A 20,847-nucleotide genomic window follows, 5' to 3' on the forward strand; every position below is an offset into this window, starting at 1 on the left:
ATGATTAAAGTTATGGTCATTGAGGATGAGAGAATATTGAGGAAAGGTCTAGTAATGACTACACCTTGGCAATCCTACGGATGCGAGATTATTGGAGAAGTCGGTGACGGGATTGAAGGCAAACGTCTCATCCATAAACTACAGCCGGACATCGTCATTACGGATATTCGGATGCCAGGAATGGATGGGATTGAGATGATGAGAGAAGTATGTGAAACGGTAGATACTGAATTCATCCTCATTACGGGCTTCAGCGATTTTACATATGCGAAGGCAGCGGTTGATCTTGGGGCCCAGGGCTTTATCTTGAAGCCGATTGACGATGAAGAGTTCGAAGCCGTCCTTCTGAAAACCGTTGAAGTCGTGAACAAGAAGAAGAGATATGACTTTGCCATTAACAATCATTCCTCAAGCGTTGCCGATTTCTACGAGAAGTTCTCTTCCTATGTGAACACGAAATCTAATGATAGATATTTAACCGCAGCAATCGATTATATTAACAATAATATTGAGAAGAGCTTCTCAATTAAAGACATTGCGGACTATTTACATATTAGCGAAAGTTATTTGAGCAAGCTGTTTAAGAATAAGACCTCCTTCACATTCCTCGAATATTGTACGAATTTTCGCATCAAGAAAGCCGCCGATCTTCTCATCGAGAACAATATTAAAGTGTATGAAGTGGCCGATAAGGTAGGGTATCAGGATTCACGTTACTTCAGTACATTGTTCAAAAAAGGCATCGGGCTCACACCAACCGAGTTCAGAAATTACTACCTGCAGGAAAACGTGAGGTGAAAAAATCATTTTTTCACCTTCTTGCTCATTCTTTTAATCGCTTATCCTATTGCATGTTCCCCATTTCTTATCAGCTTCTGAAAAGTTTATTCCCCTGCCCCAATCATCTGAAGACTCAGGACCACCCAAAGTAACTCCTAAATTTTCGATTAAACAGCTAGACAGATGTTGGTTTATGACGTATATTAATGTTACAAACAAACATTTTATGTGTTATTAAAACATTAACTAAGGATGTGTTTAAGTATGACCAAAGCGAGACAAAACAGAATGTTCAGCGAGCAAGGGAAGTGCTTTGATGTTGCGATAGACCATGGATTTTTTAACGAGTATTCGTTTTTATCTAGCATTGAGAACATGAAGGAAGCCGTCCATACGATCGTTGACGCAAATCCGGATTGCATTCAGCTTAGCTTGGGACAAGCGAAGCATCTGCAGGATATTCCAGGGAAACAGAAGCCAGGACTTGTGCTTCGGACAGATGCCGCGAATATATACGGAAACATGCTTCCTAAGTTTCTGTTCAGTGAACTGATCAATAACGCCATTGAGCATGCTGTGCGTATGGATGCTGTAGCTGTATGTGTTAACTTACTGTTGCTTCCGAACCAGCCAGAGCTGCACCATCAATGTGTTCGGAATATATCGATGCTTAAGACTGAAACCGAGAAATACGGAATGACGCTCATGGTTGAACCACTCGTTATGTTGCCTAACGAACAGAAGGGCGGCTATATGACAGACGGCGATATTACGAAGATTATGCCGCTTGTCCGTCAGGCTGTTGAGCTTGGGGCGGATGTCATTAAGTCAGATCCTTGTGACAATGTGGAAGAGTATCATCGCGTAATTGAAGTCGCTTCCGGTATTCCCGTGCTTGTGCGCGGTGGTGGACGAGCAAGTGACGAAGAGATTGTTGCTCGTACGGTTGAGCTGATGAAGCAAGGGGCTTCTGGAATCGTTTACGGTCGTAACGTCATTCAACACCCTAAACCGGCGGGCATGACCAAAGCTTTGATGCAAATCGTTCATCACGGAGCTACAGAACAAGAAGCGCTAGCAATACTAGCCCAATAGAACTTACAGGGGGAAATTTGAAAATGTCCAAAACAATTGTAAAATTCGGTGTTATCGGCTGTGGGCTAATGGGGAAAGAATTTGCAAGCGCTGCGGCCCGTTGGCTACACCTGTCACAAGTGAACTTCGAACCGCAAATTATCGCTGTCTGCGATGCCAATCCAGCTGCAACCGATTGGTTCACAGAGCATGTAAGCACAGTAACTGCAACGTATACAGACTACAAGGAATTACTTGCAAATCGCGATGTGGATGCAGTATACTGCGCTGTTCCTCATAATCTACATGAACAGATTTATATTGATATTATTGAAGCAGGAAAGCATCTTCTTGGAGAGAAGCCTTTCGGGATTGATAAGGAAGCGAATGCGAAAATTATAGCTGCAATGAATAACAATCCAAATGTTATCGTACGTTGCTCCTCTGAATTCCCGTTCTATCCAGGCGCGAGTCAAATTGTGCAATGGGTTCAGGACAATAAGTTTGGTAAAATTATCGAAGTAGAAGCAGGCTTCTGGCATTCTAGCGATCTGGATCCGACGAAGGTTATTAATTGGAAGAGACGGATTGCTACGAATGGCGAATATGGCTGTATGGGCGATTTGGGCATGCACGTCCTTCATTTGCCACTGCGTTTCGGCTGGAAGCCGGCTAACGTTCGTTCCTTGCTTTCCAAGATTGTGCCTGAGCGTCCAGATGGAAAAGGTAATCTTGTTCCGTGCGAAACGTGGGATAATGCGATATTAGCTACGGAAGTGAAGACGGAGGATCAGCATTTCCCGATGATTCTATCTACGAAGAGAATTGCTCCAGGTCATGCAAACACATGGTTTATTCGTATTCAAGGTACTGAGATGTCCGCAGAATTCACGACTAAAAATCCGAAGCAGGTATCTTCATTACCTTATACGCCAGGCGCGCAACAAGCATGGCATGTTGTTGATGCTCCTTATAAATCGGCCTATGGAACAATCACAGGAGGTATTTTCGAATTCGGATTCTCGGATTCCATCCTGCAAATGTGGGCTGCTTTCTGCGATGAGCTAGTGAACGGGGAAAATAAGTTACAGTCCTTTCATTGTGCGACTCCCACAGAAGCAGCGGACAGCCATAAGCTATTCACAGCAGCACTTGAATCTAACCGGACGGGACAGACCATTAACCTGGATTGGGGGGTATAAGCTTGTCGCTTAACCAAGCAGAAGTTATTGTAGCTGGGCACATATGTCTTGATATTATTCCTACTATTCCAAACAGAAATGTAAGTACGGATGCGTTGCTCGTTCCCGGCAAACTGGTCGATATCGGGGAAGCGATAATTTCAACAGGAGGTGCGGTTTCTAATACAGGAATCGCGCTTCATCGCCTTGGCAGCCCAGTTAAGCTGATGGGTAAGATAGGTAATGACTTATTCGGTAAGGCCATAATCGATGTGCTAGAGAGCCATTCACCTCTACTTGCCGAAGGGATGATCGTGGCCGAAGGGGAAGCAAGCTCTTATAGCATTGTGATTAGTCCGCCGGGTGTTGATCGCATCTTCCTCCATTGCACCGGTACGAACGATACTTACTCTGCGAAGGATATTTCCTTTGAGCAATTGGATAGCGCTAAGTTGTTTCATTTTGGATACCCTCCTCTGATGAGATGCATGTACGAGAACGAGGGTGAAGGGTTAGTTGATCTTCTTCGACAGGCAAAGGAACGAGGAGTGACTGTATCGCTTGATATGGCTAAGCCAGATCCGGAATCTCCAGCGGGGCAAGTTCACTGGAGGACGATTCTTAACAAAGCACTTCCTCACGTAGATATTTTTCTACCCAGCTTCGAAGAGATTTTATACATGCTATATCCGGAAGTGTACACAAGCTTCATAGAAAGAGCAGGGTCTAACGATATTTTACATCTCGTGGATGGCTCTATTCTTTCAATGATTTCGGACGATTTACTAGCTATGGGTGCTGCAGTAGTTGGCTTAAAGTTGGGTGAGCATGGTTTGTACGTGAGGACTTCTCCTAACGCAAATGCTATAGCTGGGATGGGAAGGTGTGCGCCTGAAGAGGCGAACATTCAAGCGTGGTGTAATCAGGAGCTGCTGGCCAACTGTTATCAGGTTAAGGTTGCGGGTACGACTGGAGCTGGAGACTGCACGATCGCAGGCTTCCTTGCAGCTATGCTTAGAGGTGTCACAATAGAAGAAGCACTCCGGTTTGCTGTTGGTGTTGGCGCATGTAACGTAGAGAAATCAGATGCGACAAGCGGCGTTCCGACCTGGGATGAGGTGCAAGCAAGAATTAACGAAGGCTGGGATCATCGGAGTTTAACGCTGAGCTTACCGAGTTGGCGAGCGATTGGTGCTGGACTTTGGGCTGAATCCGGGCGAGAGGAAGGGAATAGGGATGAATAGAAATGAATTGAACCGTGCCAAACAACGTACTGCAGAGATGTTCAGTCAAGCGGGCATTCAGTTAACAGCTGAGGAAGTGGCGAATATTGAGGTCGCCTGGTTCGGTTTAGATCATCTGGAGAAACAGGGCTTAGAGCTCGTTACCTATGTTAATACGGATCGTTATTGTGCAAAAGAGCTCGTACTATTTCCCCGACAAACTTGCCCGGAGCACATCCATCCACCGGTTGGTGCTGATCCTGGTAAGCAAGAAACTTTTCGCTGTCGTGCAGGTAAAGTATGGCTATACGTAGAGGGTGAGCCAACCGCTAATATTCAGGCTAGTATACCTGAGGGTAGTGAGTCATTCTATACCGTATTTCACGAAATTGAGCTGAATCCGGGAGAGCAGTATACGATCAATCCCGAAACGAAGCATTGGTTTCAAGGGGGTCCAGAAGGAGCGATTGTATCTGAGTTTTCGAGTACGAGCCGCGATGAGCATGATATTTTTACCGATCCGAATATCGATAGAATGCCTACATTATCCGAAGATTAATAAAAGGAGCACCCAATGCGATTATATGGAAGAGAGTGGACGCGCAGACAACTCGAAGAGCGTGTGGGACGATTGGAACAGATTGCAGGTGTTCAGCGCTATACACAATCAGAGGGGCCTGAATCGGGTGTAGAACAAATTCGGGTTAGAACCGGTTCAGGACTATGTTATCATGTCACGCCTTCTAAAGGCTTGGATATCTCTCTTGCAGAATATGGAGGACTGCCGATCAGCTGGCAATCGGGAAACGGAGATGCCCATCCTTCGTTCTACGATCCTAAAGGAAACGGTTGGCTGCGAACGGCATCTGGTGGACTATTGATGACCTGTGGGTTAACACAAGTAGGCTCACCCTGTGAAGACGCAGGTGAGATGCTCGGGCAACATGGTCGAATTCATCATACGCCTGCACGATCCGTATATGCGACCGGGGAATGGATCAACGATGACTATGAGATGACGGTAGGGGGAATTGTCGAGGAAACCTCTCTCTTCGGACATTACCTGCAAATGACGAGAAGAATTTCGAGCCGACTTGGAGAAAATACGATTCGGATAGAGGATGAGGTAAGGAACGTGGGGTTTAAGAGTTGTCCGCATCTGATTCTCTATCATTTTAATTTTGGTTTTCCGCTGATGGCGGAGCAGACGAAGGTATTGTTCACGGGTAGCGAGCCTCGTCCACACGTAGAGGGTACGTCAATACTTGGCTATGGGGAATGGCAAGCTCCTGATCCGAGTAGTGAGGAACAAGTCTATTATCATACTCCGATCGAGGGTAGAGTCGAAATTAGGAATCCGGAGTTCCCAACCCCAGCCGGCTCAGTGCCAGTTAGCGTCGAGTTATCTTGGTCAACCGATACCTTACCCCGCCTAGTGCAATGGAAGATGCCTAGCGCAAGTACACATGTGCTGGGGATTGAGCCTGCAAATTGCGGTGTGGGAGGTAGAGCAGCAGAACGAGAAGCCGGAACGCTTTCTCATTTGGAGCCTGGAGAAGTCGTTAAATATAGATTAGAGTTGAAAGTTCAGTCGGAATATTGAGATAATAGGGGACATAGCTAAGAAGCAACGGGGTGCCGATCAATGCAAATGCCTCTGAATCAAAGACAGCAACGGATCATGGATCGTTTAACGAGCGATGGTGAAGTGAAGCTGTCGGAGTTGAAGGAAATGTTCGCTGTCACAGAGATGACGATTCGTCGAGATTTGGAAAAGCTTGAACAGTTGGGTTCAATTCGAAGAATATTCGGTGGAGCCATTCTAGTAGGCAAGGATATTGCTTTGCACGAAAGAACGGGTGTCTTGACTGAGGAAAAGGCTCGAATCGGGATGAAAGTTGCGGAGCTGCTTCGCCCTAATGAGTCAATCTTCATCGATGGTGGATCTACAACTCTTCAAATCTCCAAGTTTATAAACCCGGAAATGAATATAACTGTCGTGACCAATGCGATTAATATTGCCCAAGAGCTTCATAGTAAGCGAATATCCACGATACTACTCGGCGGAGTACTCCTTGAGCAAACGGCTACACTGATCGGACCGATCGCGATAGAGAATATAGCACGAATGGCATTTGATCGTGTTTTTTTAGGAGCTACAGGGTTAACGGACAATCATGGCTTCAGTAACTCCAACATGTATGAAGCAGAAATTAAGCGATTGGCCATCGCACAGTCTTCTGAAGTGAATATCGTGATGGACCATACGAAGTTCGGTACTCAGGGATTATTCTCCTTTGCTTCTCTGTCTGCAATCAATCGGATCGTAACAGATCGGATGCCGGAGGTAGGTTTAGTAACCGCCTGCAAAGAGAATGGCGTGGAAATTGTAGTTAGCAAATAGAACAATAATCTTCAAGTCCCCCGCTCATATAACCCACCGTTTAACTGACGATATTTAAGCGGGGTTGTGTTCGTTAACATCTTAAACTTCCTAATAAAATTATTAATATTATGAAAACCGACCTGCTCCGAGATTTCAGTAATGGACAGGTCGGTTTGCTCTAGAATAAATCTTGCTTGGGTAATACGGACTTTCAATATATATTCATATGGCGTTAAGCCTATTTGTCGTTTAAATAAACGGATAAAAGCGTAAGGCGTCATATGAATTTTGTGCGCTAGCTCCTTGACCGTTGTATTGTCAGCATAATGGCGCTCCATGTAAATTACGGTTTCAGAGATGGCCTTCGTGACTGAACTGGACATTTTCAAGGTATCATGGACATGCTTGTCCTCATACATAGCGGTTAAAACACCGCAAAGAGCCTCGGACATAATTAAATCAGCAGCTGGAGCGTAATGGTTGGCTTGTTGTAGGATAGTGTTCATTCGCGTTTCAACATATCCAAGTCTTTGCAGTGCGATCGGCTGAAATCGTCCACCATTGATCGTAAATTCGTAATCAATCCCCTTGCTCTCCTCATAACGAACCCACTGAATTTCCCAATCATCTCCAACACTTTCGTAGATTTGCAGTTCATTACAATCAATTAAGAACGCTTGACCCTTAGTTAGAGGATAACTTACACCCCGATAGGTGATGTGACCGCTGCCTGCTAAGGTAAGGACTAAGAGGCGGTTATTTAAGCCTTGACGCTCGACCCTATAGCCTTTCAAACAGTAATAATGACCGCAGGCGAATATCCGAAACGGCAGCATTGCGGCTGTGGGGTTTGGTGTATGTAAAAGATGGATGGAGTCCGTTCGGATGTTATCCTGGATCAGGCTATAAGCATTAGTCATCGAAGATAACCTCGCAATTTTTATGTATTTTCAGTTGATAATTGGCGATGTATTTATATATTACCCCAAATATAATGAGATTGTAAGCAATCAAATAATGTGTATGGGGGTTCAACCGATGAGCATTCCTAGTAACGATCAAGATCTATTTGAACTGATGAAAAGCGAGCTATATACACCTGTAATCGGAGATATCATGGATGATATGGGCAGGTATCATCAAATCCTTCCTGCGGCCATTCAACCTATGAAGGAACATATGGTATTAGCTGGACGGGCTATGCCGGTCGTCATGATTGATGTTTACGGCAAACAGGAGAAGCCATTTGGTTTGTTAACTGAAGCGCTAGATCAATTGCAGCAGGGTGATATTTATGTGGCAAGTGGAGGTCATATGAGATGTGCCTACTGGGGTGAAATCTTAACAGCGACGGCCAGATCACGACAAGCCGCAGGTGCAATTATTAATGGTTATCATCGAGATACTCCTCAAGTACTCGAGCAGAATTGGCCCGTCTTTTCCCGTGGACGTTATGCTCAAGACTCTGGCGTCCGTACCAAAGTCGTGGACTACCGCTGTCCGATTGAAGTAGAAGGCGTTTGGATTAACCCAGGCGACTTGATCTTTGCTGATCTGGATGGCGTGTTAGTTATTCCGCAGGAGCTGGAAGCTGAAGTCATCGAACGTGCGCTGGAGAAGGCAAAAGGTGAAAAAGTGGTACGTAAAGAAATTGAAGCTGGAATGTCGAGTACGGAAGCATTCCAAAAGTATGGCATCTTGTAGCAAGCAGAACATGAAATGAGGGGTCCCGTTATGAATGATAAATTTCATCAAGCGAGCTTTCAAATCGAGAAGGATGATAATGTCGCTGTCGCTTTATCCGACCTTGAACCGGGAAGCATTCGGATTCATGGATCTTCCCTACTAGAGGTTATCGTAATCACAGATGCGGTCAAACAGGGACATAAGATTGCAAACCGTATGATCAGTGAGGGAGAGCCTGTACTGAAATATGGGGTTCCTATCGGCATAGCCATTCATGACATTGAGGCAGGGAAATGGGTACACCTTCATAATTGCAAAAGCTATTATGATAAGCGTTCATCCACACTTGATCTAGAGTCCGGGGCACCGACAGACATTCAATATGATTAAAGGGGGCTCTATACGATGAGTGGGAATGCAGAGCTAACTTGGAAAGGGTTTTACCGGAATAACGGTACGAAGGGAATCCGTAACAAAATCCTGGTGATGTATACGGTAGAATGCGCATCCTTCGTAGCTAAGGAAATTGGTGCAGCCTATCGAAATTCGGGTATGGATGTTGATGTCGTCGGCTTCGGCGGATGTACGGACAATGAATATGCGCTACGTATGATGATTGCGATGATTCGCCACCCGAATGTCGGAGCTGTGATGACAGTAGGACTCGGCTGTGAGTATTTGCAAGGGAAAAGCTTGGTGGAAATCGCGGAGAACGAAGGTAAACCGGCGGCATGGATGCTCATCCAAGACTATGGCGGCACATTGAAGACGATAGAAGAAGGGAAGCGTGTTGTTCAGCAGCTGCATGAGCGGCTTGCCAAGGAAACGGTTCTCGTCGAGATGGGTTTAAGTGACCTCGTGATCGGTGCAGAATGTGGAGGATCTGACTACACGTCGGGCTTAGCAGGAAATGTGGTGGTGGGCCGTCTATTTGATCGGCTTGTGGAAGCAGGAGGTACAGCGATTTTCGAAGAAATCGTGGAAGCGATCGGCTTAAAGGACATCTTACTGGGCCGTGGCATAAATGAATCCGTACAAAAGGAGCTCGGAGCCGCATACGACAAAATGCTTGAGTACTGTAAGAGTGTGCGTCAGTATTCGGTATCCCCAGGGAATTTTGCAGGTGGACTTACGACCATTGAAGAGAAAAGCATGGGGGCGTTCGCCAAGAGCGGCACGAAGCCGATCGAAGGTGTGCTTAAAGTGTCGCAACCTCCATTGCATCCCGGATTATGGTTGCTGGACAGTACACCAGACCCGCACTTTATGAGCTTTGGATATACGAATCCGAATGATAACGAAGGCTTGATGGATTTGGTCTGTAGCAACTCGCATTTGCTCTTTCTCGTAACCGGAAGAGGGACTGTTGTGGGGAGCGCGGTATCTCCGGTTATCAAAATTACTGGAAACGAGAATACGTACCGTCGCATGTCCGATGACCTTGATTTCTGTTCTGGAGCAGCACTAACCGGCGAGAAGTCTATGGACAGCTTGGCTGAAGAGCTATTAGAGCTAGTGATTTCGACGTGTCGAGGAGAGCAAACAAAGGCAGAGCTACTGAATCACAAAGAGTATTTCATCCCTTATAAATATCAATCAGCAGGTACAAATTGTGAGATGTGAGGTGTAAGATAAGATGAAGAGCTATCAGGAAATGTTCAGTCTCAAAGGAGAACGTGTGCTGATTACGGGTGGGGCAACAGGATTAGGACTAGCCATGAGTCAATGCTTCTATAATGCTGGAGCCGAGGTAATTATGGTCGGCTCTGGGAGCGGAGAGGATCGAGAAAGTCTTGCCAAGCATATGGGCGAAGGGGTTTGGTATAGATCCTTTGATGTAGCCGATACAGCGAATACGGATCAGTTTATCGCACAATTAGAGCAATCCATCGGACCCATTAGCGTGCTGATCAATAATGCAGGCAATCATTGCAAGAAGCCGATTGAAGATATGACGGATGAGGATTTTCGGTCTGTTCTAGATGTGCATCTTATGGGCGCATTCTCCCTATGTAGAGCTCTAGTCCCGCGTATGAAGCAACGGGGAAAAGGAAATATTATTTTTCAGGCTTCTATGACCTCATTTATTGGACAACCAAACGTTATTGCTTATTCCAGCGCAAAGTCAGCATATTTAGGAATGGTTCGAACCTTGGCATCTGAAACCTCTGCGCATGGAATTCGTGTGAATGGAATTGCTCCTGGATGGATCGAAACGCCAATGCTCCATAAAGCGTTGCACGGGGATGAGCCAAGGAAGCAGAAAATTCTCGGCCGTACGCCTATGAAGAAATTCGGCGAGCCTGAGGATATCGGTTGGGCTGCTGTCTATCTGGCTTCTTCGGCAGCATCGTTCGTTAATGGTACAATACTCCCTGTGGATGGCGGAGCGTTAATCGGATTCTAGGAATTAACCCGAGAAGAAGCCTTGAAAACCGAGGCTTTTTTCTTTTTTCTCTTTCGGATGAGGATGAATGATTGTATTTCGTTAGGTGATTTTGAAGATATGGATACATGAATGTTGGATTATTGCTATAGGTTCAGACTCTAGAAGTGTATAAAATGAAAGCGTAGACAACTTCAGTTGAGAGGGGTAACAACATGAAATTAAAAAGAAAAGGTTTAGTGGGTTTGGCGCTAGTAACATCATTAACGGTCTCTGCTTGCGGCAATAGCAACAATGAGGCAGCGTCCCCTTCCAGCTCCGCACCAGCACAAGCTTCAGAATCAGGAGCACCGGTTGTAAACGAGAAGCCTTACGATGGACAGAAGATCACGATATTCGCGGTTAGTCATCCTTGGTCAGATGCGTTAAAGACGCAAATTCCGGAATTTGAAAAAGCTTCAGGCATTAAAGTAGATTTCCAAATCTTCGCGGAAGAGCAGCTTCAACAGAAGCTTGCTGTGCAACTGACAACAGGAGCAGAATCGCCGGATGCCTACACCTACCGACCCTATATGGAGAAGATTTTATACTCTAAAAATGGTTGGACTACCCCATTAGATGAATATGTAACTAAAAACTCAGAATATGACTTTGGGGATTTCTCCAAAGCGACAATCGATGCAAGCACGATTGATGGAAAGCTGATGTCGATTCCACTATGGACGGATCAATTTGTCATGTATTATCGCAAGGACATTTTGGAGAAGAACAATATTGCAGTACCAAAAACAATGGTGGAATTTGAAGATGCGATGAAGAAGCTTCACAACCCTAAAGATGACTTCTATGGCTTCGTGGCTAGAGGACAACGGAATGCGCTTGTTACTGCAGTATCCTCTTTCGTCTTCTCAGAAGGCGGAGACTTTATGACAAATGGTCAAGCATCAGTCAACACACCTGAAGCCGTTAAGGGCTTCAAGCTGTATGCAGATCTCGTTAAGAATTACGGCCCTAAAGGTGTATTGAACATGAACTGGGCGCAAGCCATCGCCTTGTTCGGACAAGGCAAAGCGGCATTCTATGTGGATTCCGCTGCCCTATACAAAAATACAACAGATCCGGAAAAATCATTAATTTCTGATAAGGTTGGTTTTGCAACTTTGCCAGCAGGAAGTGCAGGATCCAAGCCTTATAATATAGCTTCTTGGTCAGCTGCAATTAATCCACAATCTCAGCACAAAGACGCAGCATGGGCATTCATCGAATGGGCAACGAACAAGCAAAATGTATTGATGATTCAACAAAACGGCGTTCCGGGAGCTCGTGATTCGGTATGGGCATCCAAGGAAGGGATTGAGAAATTCCCAGCTGATCTCGCTACAGCGATTCAGGACACAATGAAAACGGGTGTGGATCACAACGTACCTCAAGTGATGAGCGTTACCGAATCGCGTGATGTGGTCGGGGCAATCGTCGTGAAGGCGCTTCTGGGTGAAGATATTCAGGCAGCTGCCGATCTAGCGAACAAAGAACTACAAGCCATTATTGATAAAGATAAGACTAAGTAAAATAATTCAAGAGCTCGTACAAGCCGGATGCTAAGCATGCATTGTTGGCACTCGGCTGTGCGTTATCTTCATGAGAAGGAGGAGGTTCGGTGATTACCAACTGGTTAGATCGTAATATCAAGTGGGTATTTATGCTGCCAGCCCTGTTATTCATTGCTTTAATGGTTGCGTACCCAATCTTCTACACAGCACGGCTTAGCTTCTTTGAATGGAGCATGTCCGCAGTTAATCCATCGAAATGGATCGGGCTAGACAACTATATTACACTGCTCAAAGGTAAGGAATTTTGGGATGCCTTATGGATTACCTTCTATCATTCTTCTATTAGTATCGTTCTGGAAACGATTCTAGGTGTAGCAATTGCAATTCTATTCTCTCGAAAAATGGCCGGTGCTAAAACGATCAAGACGATGATGATGCTACCGATGGTAGCTACTCCAGTATCGATCGGGTTAGTCTGGTTGCTCATATACGAGCCATCGATTGGATTAGCCAACCAACTCTTAAAGCAACTAGGCTTCGAAACTCAGGAATGGCTAGGCTCGGTTACACAGGTTATGCCTTCTCTTATTCTGGTAGACGTATGGCAATGGACTCCGATGATAGCGTTAATCACGATCGCGGGGATAGCGACAATTCCTTCCGATCCCTATGAATCCGCAAGTGTGGATGGGGCCAATGCTTGGCAGAAGTTTTTTCACATTACTTTGCCGTTGCTTATGCCTACGATTCTTACAGCTGTAACTTTACGTATGATAGACCTAGTTAAAACCTTCGATACGATCTATGCAACGACTCAGGGGGGACCGAATTTTGCTTCCCAAACGTTGAATCTGATGATCTTCGATACAGCCTTCTCTAGGTTCCAGTTCGGTTACGCTTCAGCATTGCTTATGGTATTCTTCATCATTCTTATTGTGATTGTTTTATTATTAACGGCTATACGCAAAAGGTTAGGTGGTTTAGAATGAAAACGACAATGACAGCCCGTATTGGTTATTCTCTATTGAATGTTATTGTCATAGTCTGCCTTTTGTTTCCGTTCTTCTGGATGATAACGGCATCCTTTAAGTCACAGCTTCAAATTCTCAATCCTGATTATTTGTTCAAATTTACACCGACGCTTAAAAATTATGTATCCGTTTTCGAAGATTATGACTATCTGAAATATATAACGAGCAGCTTTGTTGTAGCGACTTTATCTACTTTAGGATCGTTAGTGCTCGGACTTCCAGCTGCTTACGCGATTGCTAAATACAAGATGCATAACTTATCACTTATTATTCTCGTGGCTAAGATTTTGCCTGGAATTAGTTATTTGGTTCCTTGGTATGTAATCTTCAATAAGATGCATCTTATTGATACGTATATCGGATTAATTATGAGTCATATGGTCATCGGGCTTCCTTTCATCATGTGGATCATGATTCCATTCTTCAGCTCATTCCCACGGGAGATTGAGGAGTCCTCATGGATTGATGGTAGCTCCAAAATCCGTACCTTTGTACAGATGGTGCTGCCGGTTTCCCTTCCGGGTATAATTACATCATCCTTGCTAGCATTTATTTTCTCATGGAATAACTTTATGTTCTCCTTCGTGTTAGCGGGTGAGAAGACGAAGACACTCCCTATTGCGGTTTACAACTTCATGGGCGGAACATCGATTAATTGGGGTGCATTAATGGCTGCGGCTTGTATTATTACACTTCCGGTCATCATTATTGCGATGCTGGCGCAAAAATATGTCGTTAGCGGGTTATCGGCAGGCGCGGTCAAAGGTTAGGTTTAAGGAGCTGTGGTAATGCATCAAAGGTGGAATACATTTAGCAAGATGATCCTGTTGATCATGCTTTTAATATTACCCATTGTCATTATCTACAGCTACACGAACCATACCTCGGTTAGTGTAATCAGGCAAGAATTGCAGGATAAGAATCTGAATAGACTCAGCTTCTTCACAAGTCAGATCGACAACATTGTAGAGCAGTTATCCATTCTCTCCATTATTGTTAGCAAGGATCCAAGCGTGAAGAAGCTAGGGGAGTCGGAGTCAACACCTGATTCCTATGCGCAGCTGCAAGCGCAAGAGGATTTGATTCAGAAGCTAGGCTTATTAAGTGTATCTAGCAGTTGGAAGAACAGTCTCATTATCTATTTACCACGATCGAAGCAGTCGATATCTAATGACTACTTCAGCACGTATAGCGACGAATACTTACGTAACCATACGGCAAAGACATGGACATACCACCCAACTCCAAATGACCAGAACGAGGGTTATTTTTCTAAAGTACTTTGGAGTCCGTTGCTCGTGAATAAAAGTCTGCTCGAAGCGGATGCGGTTGTAGAGATTCGTTTCTTTGAAAGCAATATGCTTCGTATGTTAGGTGACTATAAGAATGATGGACAGAATGTAAATGCATTTTTTTACAAGCAAGGAGTTCAGACTACGGTAGGGGATATCGCAAACAGTGACATAACGAAGCAGATATCAAGCGTGATGGACAAGCAAACCCTTAGTAAATCAGGATATCAGACGATAGTCATCGGCAAAGAGCAGTATTTAGTCAGTTATGTTCAATCAAAGAGCTTAGGATGGTATACAGTTGACTACCTGCCGCTTAAGCAGGTGCTTGCTCCAATCACGAAGAGTCGGAATTTATTTTACGGAGCGATTGCGCTCATCTTACTCATCGGTGTATTGGCAACGATTGTGTTGTACCGGCAGGTCCAGAGACCGATCAAGATACTGCTCAGGGGAGTTCAGAAAATTCAAACGGGCTCCTATTCCCATCGATTGAACTTCCGACCACGAAATGAATTTGACTTCTTGTTTACGAAGTTTAATGAGATGACGGATGAAATTCAGCGGTTACTGGAGAAGGTTTACGTGGAAAATATTCGGTTCCGTGAAGTTAAGCTGAAGCATCTGCAGTCGCAGATTAATCCTCACTTCTTGTCTAATAGCTTATTTTTTGTGAAAAATATGATTGCTGTGGATGATAAAGAGGCCGCGACGACGATGATTCTCAACTTGGGGGAATACTTCCGTTACATTACGAAGCTGGAACATACATTAACGACGCTTCAAGAGGAAATACATCTCATTGAAAACTATTTGACGATCCAGAACTTGAGAATCCAACGGTTTCATTATGAGATAGACATTCCTGAATGGATGTCTAATCTACAAATTCCGAGATTAATGATTCAGCCGATCGTGGAAAACACAATTATCCATAGTGTCGAAAAAAATGAAAACTATGGCATCATTCATATTGCTGGAGAACAGAGTGATGGACAATACCGCATCATTATTGATGATAATGGTGGAGGAATCACGGAAGAGCTACTTAGAGACCTGACGTTAAAGGTGTCCCAACCTCTTGATCAGGAGGAGGGCTGCGGATTATGGAATGTGCATCAAAGATTGTTCTATCAATACGATCAGTACGCAGGTCTAAAGTTCGAATCTTCTCCACTTGGAGGCTTACGAGTCATCGTACATTGGAAAGAACCCGATTGATAGGTGCCTAGAGGAGGAGTCGATAAGATGCTTCAGCTACTGCTCGTAGATGATGAGATGAGTGTCGTGGATACGCTAGCCCAGACGATTCATTGGGAAGAGCTAGGCATTGGCGCGGTGCATAAGGCTTATTCCGCCCTAGAGGCTATGAATTTGTTAAATATTCATCAAATCGATATTGTCATTACGGATGTTGGTATGCCAGGGATGGATGGTTTGGAATTATCGCGAAATATATATTTGCATTGGAAGCATACGAAGTGTTTGCTGCTGACCGCCCATGCAGATTTCGATTATGCGCAAACGGCTATCCAGAATAATATATGTGATTACATTCTTAAGCCCATCAGTGATCAAGAGCTTATAACGCGGGTTCAAACCGTGGTTGAAACGATTCGTGTGGAACGAGAATCCCATAGTGTCGTTCAACGGGCGAAGGATACGATGCGTGAGCATATCCCCAGGTTTCGTAGCGAGCTGTTGTATGATTTGCTCCAAGGTAAGCGGATTACGTCAGAGAAGCTTGCCGAGAAAATCAATCTTCTAGAAGTGCCGATAGACATCGGTGAGCATGTTGCGATGATGCTCATCCGTTTCAAGGAGCAATTCTCTGACTACGACCCCTATGAAATATCATTGATGGAATTCGCAGTTGGCAATATGGCGGAAGAAACGTTCGAGGAATGCTACCATATCTGGTGTTGTCGAGATGTTCATGATTATTTGGCGGTTGTGCTCATTCCGAAACAGCTTGATTCAGCGTTAATTCAGCCTTCTGAAGTATTGTTAAATCGATTAATCAATCAATTCCAGATGAATGTTCAGCATTATTTGAAACGAAACATATCTGTGCTTTTCGGGCATGGAGGTGTTTTTCCGAATGATTTGCTTCGAACTTACCATAATCTATTGCTCTTATTTCGGCAGCGCTTCGGCAGCGAGCAGGACATGCCGCTATTTATCACGGACGGCGGACAAATGGCGGATATTAGCACACTTCAACGCTTATACGAGCCTCCGGTACTGCTCCATCTTATGGAAGCAGGAGATTGGAACGCCATTGCGCAGAAACTGGAATATATCATCGAGGAATTGGAGCAGCGCTGGGCGGAATCTCCTGAGCATCTGATGGAAGCCTTTTTCGCGGTATACGCGGCCTTCTCTAATATGGCTCATACCAATGGGAAGAAGCTAATCGATCTCATAGATAACGACTATTTGCGAGCGAAAGAGCTGCTGCCCTGTAAAACGGTTAAGCATTTGAGTGAGTGGGTATGGAGCGTATTTAACAAATTTCAGCTGCAAGCGCAAAGTGAAACACATAGTGCCCGGTTGTCGACAGTGAAGGAAGCGCAGAAATATATTCTGTCTAATCTCAGCTACGATATCTCGGTGCAATCGATCGCGGATCACTTGAGGCTACATCCTTCCTACTTATCTCGGCTTTATAAGCTGGAGATGGGGGAAAACATAAGCGACTATATTACGAAGCTCAAATTAGAAAAGTCGATTCAGCTATTGAAATCAAGCACTAAAAAGGTATATGAGATTTCCATAGAGGTGGGTTACCAGAATCCTCACTATTTCATCAAGCTGTTCAAGAAGCATTATGGAACGACGCCACAGGAGTATCGGAATTCTCATGTTTAACGAACAAGATACTATACTCGTATTTAATAGATGAGGAGTCCTATCGATGAGAAGCTTAGTGTGCAGAAAGCCTGATTTATTCGAAATGCAGCAAATAGCAATCCCTACTCCGAAGGAGGGAGAAGCATTAATCAAGGTTCTTGCTGTCGGTGTATGCGGTACTGACTATCATGCTTTTCGTGGTAATCAGCCTTACTTTGCCTATCCAAGAGTATTGGGTCATGAAATCGCTGGAGAAATCGCTGAAGTATCAAGCGGGAAATCGGGTGGTCTACGAGCAGGTGATCGAGTTACGGTTATGCCCTATATTGCCTGTCAGACCTGTATTGCTTGTCGTCAAGGGAAGTCCAACGCATGCTCCCAGTTAAAGGTGCTCGGCGTTCATGCTGACGGCTCCATGTGTGAATATATGACCGTTCCAACGGAGTACATCGTTAAGGCAGAGGGCATGAGTGTGAATCAAATTGCGATTATCGAGCCGTTAAGTATTGGTTTACATGCTGTCAATCGGGCACGGATTGAGTCTGATGAAGTTGTATTAGTCGTCGGAGCGGGACCGATAGGGCTAGCTGTGATGAAGTTTGCGAAGCTTGCTGGAGCGCAAGTTATAGCTATGGATATGAATAAGGAACGGCTGTCGTTCGCGGAAAAATGGGCTCAAGTAGATGCTATAGTAGATGCGTTGGGAGATGTAGATGAGGCTCTTAAGACGATTACTAAGGGAGATTACCCAACAACGGTAATCGACGCTACAGGTAACGCGCATTCGATGATGAACACGTTCAGTTATGCGGCTCATGGGGGCAAGGTTGTATTCGTTAGCTTAGTACAAGCGGATATTACGTTTAGTGATCCTGAGTTTCATAAGAAGGAGCTCACGTTACTAGGGAGTCGGGCGGCGAACCTGCAAGAGTTCGAGCATGTCATTGCATGTATGAAGGCGGGTCATATTGATGCGGATTCGTTTATCTCCCATCGTGCGCCATTTGACCAAACGATAGATTCCTTCAACACGTGGTTGAAGCGGGAGAGCGGTGTGATTAAAGCTCTTATTGAAATGTAATCTTAAATAATGGAACAATCGCACGATATCCTTGGGAGGGTCACCTGATGAAAATTCTGAATATTCAGACGAATGTATATCGATTACCACCTAGCTCGCCATGGGAAGATGCTACGAATAAAGTGGATGGATTGGAATTCATTATCGTTGAAGTGCTGACGGATAACGGGTTGATCGGTACAGGTCTGAGTTATACGGTAGATATTGGCGGTACGGTCATTAAGACTCTCATTGAGGATTACTTGGCACCACTCGTCATCGGCATGAATCCGCTCCATTACGAGCAGGTTTGGCATCATTTACAGCGTCAATCGAGACGTCTCGGCTTGGGCGTTAATTCAATGGCAATTGCGGCAATCGATATCGCAATGTGGGATTTGATGGGTAAGCACTACAATCAACCGCTATACAAGCTGCTTGGCGGAGCACGTGACCAAATCCCAGCGTACATCAGTGAGATCAACCTCAGGAGTAATGACACCGTTGAGGATTTGCTAGACCGAGTGGATAGCTATATGGCGCAGGGATACCGGACCGTCAAGATGAAGATTGGCAAACCGGATTTCGAAGAGGATATCGAAAGAATAACGAAGGTTCAAGAGCGTCTTGGACCAGGTGGTACGCTACTTGTTGACTTGAATCAGAAGTGGAGTGCAGCTGAAGCAATTCAGAAATGCGCTCGTTTAGATTCGCTAAATCTAGGTTGGATTGAAGAGCCAATGCTGTATCAAGACATCCATGGACATTCTCAGCTTAAGAAGGCCATCCGGACGCCGATCGCGTTGGGAGAGAGCATGTACAGCAAGCAGCAATTTCTTGAATACTTAAAAGCCGATGCCGTCGATATTGTACAAGCGGATGTCGCCTTTGTTGGAGGAATTACGGAATGGCTGAAGATCGCTCATCTTGCGAATGCCTTCGGTAAACCGGTAGCCCCGCATTTTATGATGGAGCTTTCCCTTCATATGTTATGTGGGGTAACAAATAGCTACATGCTTGAAAATGTTGTTGGAGGATCGTTGACGGAGCTAGGCTTGTTGGAAACCCCAATTATTGTACAGAACGGGATAGGAGTTCCGTCATCGCTTCCGGGTCATGGTATCGTATTTAATCGTTCCGCGTTAGAGCCACATTTACTTCATTCTTCAGCCCTTCGCGGCAGCTTTGTCGGGGGTAGCAAATAGAACTTGGAGGCTATTATGAAGATCGTTAAATTCGAAACCTGGTGGGTTCAACGGGATAATTGTTTATTCGATGAGAAGCGGCAAGGGAAGAGCAAGATGCCTTGGGATGTTGTCGTTATCAAAATCACGACGGACAATCAAATTGAAGGTCAGGCTGTGGCCATGGCTGCAAGATCTGGTGCGGTTACGGAAGCTTATTTACAGGACAATATTGCTCCAATCCTCATAGGGAGAGATCCGTATGATCGAGAAGCCATCTGGCATGAATTGTGGAACATCGATCGGCATCTCGGATTTTTCCCAGTATATTTACCTGGTCCAGTTGATGTCGCCCTATGGGATATTGCGGCTCAAGCTGCTGGACTTCCTTTGTACAAATATATGGGTGCCTATCGGAATAAGCTTCCGGTATACGCGAGCGGTCTTTTCCATGAGACGGTTGATCAATATGTTGAAGAAGCGCTGTATTACAAATCGTTAGGCATTCACGCTTATAAGGCGCATCCTCCTGGCCCCGTTCAGATGGATATGCAAATCCATCAAGCTCTAAGAGAAGCGGTAGGGGACGAGCATGTTCTGCTTACTGATCCAGTTGCAGAGTATAGCTTGGATGAAGCGATTAAAGTCGGACGTCATCTGGAGCAGCTCAATTACTTGTGGTTTGAAGAGCCCTTTAGGGATTTCGAAGTGAATAAGTATAAGCAGCTATGTGCAGCGCTTGATATCCCGATCGCCGCTACGGAAACGACGAGAGGTTGCCATTGGGGAGTCGCACAATCGATCGTCAACAATGCGGCTGATATTGTGCGGGCGGATGTATCTTGGAAAAATGGGATAACTGGCACCTTGAAGATTGCTCACCTAGCAGAAGCTTTTGGTTTGCGCTGCGAGATTCATACGACAACGATCAACTACATGGATATCGTTAATTTGCATGTCTCGTGTGCCATTCGCAATTGCGAGTACTTTGAATATTTTGTGCCGGAGGATCAATTTCAATTTCCGATGAAAGGGAAGCTGCCCATTGATTCGGAAGGGATGATCACAGTACCGGAAAGTCCCGGAATCGGAGCTGAGCTGGATTGGGAGCTCATTGAACGGCAGTGTGTTTCCTACAAAAAAATTGAAGCTTGAACAAGG

General features: G+C 45.0%; 20 protein-coding genes. 19 read left to right on the top strand and 1 reads right to left on the bottom strand.

Annotated elements, in window-relative coordinates:
- From M1K58_RS01605 to M1K58_RS01635, 7 genes are all read left to right on the top strand, one after another.
- The gene (locus tag M1K58_RS01605; protein ID WP_256756918.1) at positions 1 to 798 is read left to right on the top strand and encodes a response regulator transcription factor; all 798 of its coding nucleotides are present in this window, start codon (positions 1 to 3) and stop codon (positions 796 to 798) included.
- 246 nt (positions 799 to 1,044) lie between these two features.
- Positions 1,045 to 1,875 (top strand): class I fructose-bisphosphate aldolase, encoded by an 831-nt coding sequence (locus M1K58_RS01610; protein WP_256756919.1) that lies wholly within the window; start codon positions 1,045 to 1,047, stop codon positions 1,873 to 1,875.
- Between the two features lie 23 nt (positions 1,876 to 1,898).
- Positions 1,899 to 3,056 (top strand): Gfo/Idh/MocA family protein, encoded by a 1,158-nt coding sequence (locus tag M1K58_RS01615; protein WP_256756920.1) that lies wholly within the window; start codon positions 1,899 to 1,901, stop codon positions 3,054 to 3,056.
- Between the two features lie 2 nt (positions 3,057 to 3,058).
- The gene (locus M1K58_RS01620) at positions 3,059 to 4,279 is read left to right on the top strand and encodes a carbohydrate kinase family protein (RefSeq protein WP_256756921.1); all 1,221 of its coding nucleotides are present in this window, start codon (positions 3,059 to 3,061) and stop codon (positions 4,277 to 4,279) included.
- Positions 4,272 to 4,817, top strand: a complete 546-nt coding sequence (locus M1K58_RS01625; RefSeq protein WP_256756922.1) for a D-lyxose/D-mannose family sugar isomerase — start codon at positions 4,272 to 4,274, stop codon at positions 4,815 to 4,817. Before M1K58_RS01620 ends, M1K58_RS01625 begins: the two co-directional genes overlap by 8 nt.
- 15 nt (positions 4,818 to 4,832) lie before the next feature.
- A complete protein-coding gene (locus M1K58_RS01630; protein ID WP_256756923.1) occupies positions 4,833 to 5,861 on the top strand; it encodes a DUF4432 family protein in 1,029 nt (342 codons plus the stop codon).
- A 42-nt stretch (positions 5,862 to 5,903) separates the two neighbouring features.
- Entirely contained in the window at positions 5,904 to 6,662 is a 759-nt protein-coding gene (locus M1K58_RS01635) for a DeoR/GlpR family DNA-binding transcription regulator (protein ID WP_256756924.1), read from the top strand.
- Between the two features lie 11 nt (positions 6,663 to 6,673).
- Here the strand turns inward: M1K58_RS01635 and M1K58_RS01640 are convergent, their stop codons facing one another.
- Positions 6,674 to 7,564, bottom strand: a complete 891-nt coding sequence (locus M1K58_RS01640) for an AraC family transcriptional regulator (protein ID WP_256756925.1) — start codon at positions 7,562 to 7,564, stop codon at positions 6,674 to 6,676.
- Positions 7,565 to 7,682: 118 nt separating this feature from the next.
- On the opposite strand from M1K58_RS01640, the gene M1K58_RS01645 reads away from it, so the two are divergent.
- The 12 genes from M1K58_RS01645 to M1K58_RS01700 all read left to right on the top strand — a co-directional run bounded on the left by M1K58_RS01645 (position 7,683) and on the right by M1K58_RS01700 (position 20,841).
- On the top strand, positions 7,683 to 8,348 hold the full coding sequence (locus M1K58_RS01645) for an RraA family protein (RefSeq protein ID WP_256756926.1): 666 nt from the start codon (positions 7,683 to 7,685) through the stop codon (positions 8,346 to 8,348).
- A 30-nt stretch (positions 8,349 to 8,378) separates the two neighbouring features.
- Entirely contained in the window at positions 8,379 to 8,720 is a 342-nt protein-coding gene (locus M1K58_RS01650) for a UxaA family hydrolase (RefSeq protein ID WP_256756927.1), read from the top strand.
- A gap of 15 nt (positions 8,721 to 8,735) precedes the next feature.
- Entirely contained in the window at positions 8,736 to 9,953 is a 1,218-nt protein-coding gene (locus M1K58_RS01655) for a UxaA family hydrolase (RefSeq protein WP_256756928.1), read from the top strand.
- 13 nt (positions 9,954 to 9,966) lie between these two features.
- The gene (locus M1K58_RS01660; protein WP_256756929.1) at positions 9,967 to 10,737 is read left to right on the top strand and encodes an SDR family NAD(P)-dependent oxidoreductase; all 771 of its coding nucleotides are present in this window, start codon (positions 9,967 to 9,969) and stop codon (positions 10,735 to 10,737) included.
- Between the two features lie 194 nt (positions 10,738 to 10,931).
- Complete coding sequence (locus M1K58_RS01665; protein WP_256756930.1) at positions 10,932 to 12,284, top strand: ABC transporter substrate-binding protein; 1,353 nt, start codon at positions 10,932 to 10,934, stop codon at positions 12,282 to 12,284.
- An 89-nt stretch (positions 12,285 to 12,373) separates the two neighbouring features.
- Positions 12,374 to 13,255: a carbohydrate ABC transporter permease gene (locus M1K58_RS01670; RefSeq protein WP_256756931.1), complete on the top strand. Its 882-nt coding sequence runs from the start codon at positions 12,374 to 12,376 to the stop codon at positions 13,253 to 13,255.
- Positions 13,252 to 14,067: a carbohydrate ABC transporter permease gene (locus M1K58_RS01675; RefSeq protein WP_256756932.1), complete on the top strand. Its 816-nt coding sequence runs from the start codon at positions 13,252 to 13,254 to the stop codon at positions 14,065 to 14,067. Before M1K58_RS01670 ends, M1K58_RS01675 begins: the two co-directional genes overlap by 4 nt.
- 18 nt (positions 14,068 to 14,085) lie before the next feature.
- Entirely contained in the window at positions 14,086 to 15,810 is a 1,725-nt protein-coding gene (locus M1K58_RS01680) for a sensor histidine kinase (RefSeq protein ID WP_256756933.1), read from the top strand.
- Positions 15,811 to 15,837: 27 nt separating this feature from the next.
- Complete coding sequence (locus tag M1K58_RS01685) at positions 15,838 to 17,460, top strand: response regulator (protein WP_256756934.1); 1,623 nt, start codon at positions 15,838 to 15,840, stop codon at positions 17,458 to 17,460.
- Positions 17,461 to 17,506: 46 nt separating this feature from the next.
- Positions 17,507 to 18,523: a zinc-binding alcohol dehydrogenase family protein gene (locus M1K58_RS01690; RefSeq protein WP_256756935.1), complete on the top strand. Its 1,017-nt coding sequence runs from the start codon at positions 17,507 to 17,509 to the stop codon at positions 18,521 to 18,523.
- 47 nt (positions 18,524 to 18,570) lie between these two features.
- The gene (locus M1K58_RS01695) at positions 18,571 to 19,707 is read left to right on the top strand and encodes a mandelate racemase/muconate lactonizing enzyme family protein (RefSeq protein WP_256756937.1); all 1,137 of its coding nucleotides are present in this window, start codon (positions 18,571 to 18,573) and stop codon (positions 19,705 to 19,707) included.
- Between the two features lie 15 nt (positions 19,708 to 19,722).
- Entirely contained in the window at positions 19,723 to 20,841 is a 1,119-nt protein-coding gene (locus M1K58_RS01700; RefSeq protein ID WP_256756938.1) for an enolase C-terminal domain-like protein, read from the top strand.
- Positions 20,842 to 20,847: the final 6 nt, after the last annotated feature.

Source organism: Cohnella sp. WQ 127256 (assembly GCF_024519285.1).
Taxonomy (GTDB): Bacteria; Bacillota; Bacilli; order Paenibacillales; family Paenibacillaceae; genus Cohnella.

Coding starts and splice junctions, on each gene's coding strand:
- M1K58_RS01690 (WP_256756935.1), top strand. CDS start 17,507: ATGAGAAGCTTAGTGTGCAGAAAGCCTGATTTATTCGAAATGCAGCAA.
- M1K58_RS01640 (WP_256756925.1), bottom strand. CDS start 7,564: ATGACTAATGCTTATAGCCTGATCCAGGATAACATCCGAACGGACTCC.
- M1K58_RS01610 (WP_256756919.1), top strand. CDS start 1,045: ATGACCAAAGCGAGACAAAACAGAATGTTCAGCGAGCAAGGGAAGTGC.
- M1K58_RS01660 (WP_256756929.1), top strand. CDS start 9,967: ATGAAGAGCTATCAGGAAATGTTCAGTCTCAAAGGAGAACGTGTGCTG.
- M1K58_RS01645 (WP_256756926.1), top strand. CDS start 7,683: ATGAGCATTCCTAGTAACGATCAAGATCTATTTGAACTGATGAAAAGC.
- M1K58_RS01700 (WP_256756938.1), top strand. CDS start 19,723: ATGAAGATCGTTAAATTCGAAACCTGGTGGGTTCAACGGGATAATTGT.
- M1K58_RS01675 (WP_256756932.1), top strand. CDS start 13,252: ATGAAAACGACAATGACAGCCCGTATTGGTTATTCTCTATTGAATGTT.
- M1K58_RS01665 (WP_256756930.1), top strand. CDS start 10,932: ATGAAATTAAAAAGAAAAGGTTTAGTGGGTTTGGCGCTAGTAACATCA.
- M1K58_RS01695 (WP_256756937.1), top strand. CDS start 18,571: ATGAAAATTCTGAATATTCAGACGAATGTATATCGATTACCACCTAGC.
- M1K58_RS01615 (WP_256756920.1), top strand. CDS start 1,899: ATGTCCAAAACAATTGTAAAATTCGGTGTTATCGGCTGTGGGCTAATG.
- M1K58_RS01650 (WP_256756927.1), top strand. CDS start 8,379: ATGAATGATAAATTTCATCAAGCGAGCTTTCAAATCGAGAAGGATGAT.
- M1K58_RS01685 (WP_256756934.1), top strand. CDS start 15,838: ATGCTTCAGCTACTGCTCGTAGATGATGAGATGAGTGTCGTGGATACG.
- M1K58_RS01635 (WP_256756924.1), top strand. CDS start 5,904: ATGCAAATGCCTCTGAATCAAAGACAGCAACGGATCATGGATCGTTTA.
- M1K58_RS01630 (WP_256756923.1), top strand. CDS start 4,833: ATGCGATTATATGGAAGAGAGTGGACGCGCAGACAACTCGAAGAGCGT.
- M1K58_RS01655 (WP_256756928.1), top strand. CDS start 8,736: ATGAGTGGGAATGCAGAGCTAACTTGGAAAGGGTTTTACCGGAATAAC.
- M1K58_RS01680 (WP_256756933.1), top strand. CDS start 14,086: ATGCATCAAAGGTGGAATACATTTAGCAAGATGATCCTGTTGATCATG.
- M1K58_RS01625 (WP_256756922.1), top strand. CDS start 4,272: ATGAATAGAAATGAATTGAACCGTGCCAAACAACGTACTGCAGAGATG.
- M1K58_RS01605 (WP_256756918.1), top strand. CDS start 1: ATGATTAAAGTTATGGTCATTGAGGATGAGAGAATATTGAGGAAAGGT.